General features: G+C 62.9%; 2 protein-coding genes. Both read right to left on the bottom strand.

Features of this window, described 5'->3' with window-relative positions; all coding sequences use genetic code 11:
• A partial coding sequence (locus EN925_RS31270; protein ID WP_128337181.1) for an ATPase domain-containing protein occupies positions 1–829 on the bottom strand: 829 nt, incomplete at its 3' end.
• Between the two features lie 222 nt (positions 830–1,051).
• Positions 1,052–2,542, bottom strand: coding sequence for a replicative DNA helicase (locus tag EN925_RS31260; RefSeq protein WP_013532525.1), 1,491 nt, complete (start codon positions 2,540–2,542; stop codon positions 1,052–1,054).
• Positions 2,543–2,682: the final 140 nt, after the last annotated feature.

The raw sequence follows: 2,682 nt of genomic DNA, 5'->3' as shown, positions 1-2,682 counted from the left end.
CGCGCAGGCCCTTGTCCGACATTTCGAAGACGCCGATCTCGTCGGTCGGTCCAAAACGGTTCTTCACCGTGCGCAGGATGCGGTAGTGGTGGCCGCCTTCGCCTTCGAAGTAGAGCACGGCGTCGACCATGTGCTCGACGACGCGCGGCCCGGCGATCTGGCCTTCCTTGGTGACATGGCCGACCAGTACGATCGCCGCACCCGTGGATTTCGCATAGCGGATCATCGCCTGGGCGGCAGCGCGCACCTGGGTGACGGTTCCGGGTGCCGAATCGGCAAGGTCGGTCCACAGCGTCTGGATCGAATCCAGGATGACGAGATCAGGCCGCTTGCCGTCGGCGATCGTCGCCAGGATGTCCTCGACATTGGTCTCCGCAGCCAGTTCCACCGGAGAAGTGGCGACGCCAAGCCGCTGTGCCCGCAGCCTGATCTGCGCGACCGCCTCTTCGCCCGAGACATAGACGATGCGGTGGCCTTTTGATGCCAGCGCCGCGGCCGCCTGGGTGAGCAGCGTCGACTTGCCGATGCCGGGATCGCCGCCGACCAGCAGCGCCGAGCCGCGCACGAAACCGCCGCCGGTGGCGCGATCGAGTTCGCCAATGCCCGAGATGATGCGTGGCGCGTCCTCGATATCGCCGGACAGCGTGGTCAGCACCACGGCGCGTCCCTTGCGGGCGTTGCGCGTGTTGGCTGGTCCTGAGCCGATGCCGCCGGACGTGCCTTCCTCGACCAGCGTGTTCCACTCGCCACAGGCATCGCATTTGCCGGCCCAGCGCTGATGCACCGATCCGCAACTTTGGCAGATGAATTGGACGCGCGATTTGGCCATCAGATGGAAGCCACGCGGTGACAGGCTGGCGGGGCAGCGCCCCCCTCTGACCTGCCGGCCATCTCCCCCTCCAGGGGGGAGATTTGCAGCTTCAGCGCTTGCGCCTTCTTTTCAACGCCAAAAATTGGCGAAAGCGTCGATGCCATCCGATCTCCCCCCTTGAGGGGGAGATGTCCGGCAGGACAGAGGGGGGCGCCAAGGAATGGGACCTGTCTCAATAGGTCACTCGAACCTTTCCGGCAGATGATGCTCCTCGGCGAGGTCGGAGAAGCGGGTGAACTCGCCCTGGAAGGCAAGGCTGACGGTGCCGGTCGGTCCATGGCGCTGCTTGGCTATGATCACTTCGGCCTTGCCCTGGACCTCGATCATCTTCGTCTCCCATGCGAGATGCTCGGGCGTGCCTTTCTCCGGCTCCTTGTTCTTGATGTAATATTCCTCGCGGTACACGAACAGCACGACGTCGGCGTCCTGCTCGATCGAGCCCGATTCGCGCAGGTCGGACAGCTGCGGATGTTTGTCGTCGCGGCTTTCGACCTGACGCGAGAGCTGTGAGAGCGCGATGATCGGCACGCCCAACTCCTTGCCGAGCGCCTTCAGTCCGGTGGTGATCTCGGTGATTTCCTGGACGCGGTTCTGCGACGCCTTGGCAGATGAACCCTGCATCAGCTGGATATAGTCGATGACCATCAGGTCCAGCCCGCGCTGGCGCTTGAGGCGGCGGGCGCGCGCCGCGAGCTGGGCGATCGAGATACCACCCGTCTGGTCGATGTAGAGCGGGCGCTTGTGGTTCTCCTGCGTGTAGGCGACAAGCTTGCCGAAATCGGCTTCCGTCAAATCGCCGCGCCGGATTTTCGACGATGGAATCTCGGTCTGCTCGGAGATAATGCGGGTGGCCAGCTGCTCGGACGACATTTCAAGCGAGAAGAAGCCGACGACGCCGCCATTGGCCGCCTTGACGGAGCCGTCGGCCTGTTGGGCAGGCTCATAGGCGGCAGCGATGTTGTAGGCGATGTTGGTGGCCAGCGACGTCTTGCCCATGCCTGGGCGGCCGGCGATGATGATCAAATCCGAAGGCTGCAGGCCACCCATGCGATGGTCGAGATCGCGCAGGCCGGTGGCAATGCCGGACAGGTGGCCATCGCGCATATAGGCCGCGCTGGCCATGTCGACGGCATTCTTCAACGCATCGGAAAAGCTTTCGAAACCGCCATCGTAGCGGCCGTTTTCGGCCAGCTCGAACAGCCGCCGCTCGGCATCCTCGATCTGTTCGCCGGGTGCCATGTCGACCGGCGCGTCATAGGCGATGTTGACCATGTCTTCGCCGACGGTGATCAGCGCGCGGCGCGTCGCAAGGTCATAGATGGCGCGGCCATAGTCGGTGGCGTTGACGACGGTCACAGCCTCGACCGCCAGCCGCACGACATATTGCGCCATCGTCATGTCGCCAACCTTCTCGTCGGCCGGCAGGAAGGTTTTCAGTGTGATCGGCGTCGCCACCTTGCCCATACGGATGAACTCGGACGCCACCTCATAGATCTTGCGGTGCAGCGGCTCGTAGAAATGGCTGGCCTTGAGGAAGTCAGAGACGCGGTAGAAGGCGTCGTTGTTGACGAGGATGGCGCCGAGCAGCGCCTGCTCAGCCTCGATGTTGTTTGGCGCTTCACGATAAAGCGGTGTTTCCGCGACGCCGAATTTTCGCGCTGCCTCTGCCATGATATCCCCGATTTCAATCCCGGCCTTTCGATATCAGAACGTGATGAGTCGGTGCTGACCTTTCTGCATCACTACCCAACCAAAGAACCTTGATGCCCGTTGTTCACAGGAACAACCAATCGTCCACAGGAGAGTATTCG

It is taken from the genome of Mesorhizobium sp. M7A.F.Ca.US.006.04.2.1 (genome assembly GCF_004022915.1).
Classification (GTDB): Bacteria; Pseudomonadota; Alphaproteobacteria; order Rhizobiales; family Rhizobiaceae; genus Mesorhizobium; species Mesorhizobium ciceri.
The sequence above is the reverse complement of the archived record's forward strand: the minus strand, read 5'-3'. Positions and strand labels throughout refer to the sequence as shown.

What these genes read in the sequence shown, in the direction of transcription:
- EN925_RS31260 (WP_013532525.1), bottom strand. Translation starts at nt 2,542, where the DNA reads ATGGCAGAGGCAGCGCGAAAATTCGGCGTCGCGGAAACACCGCTTTAT.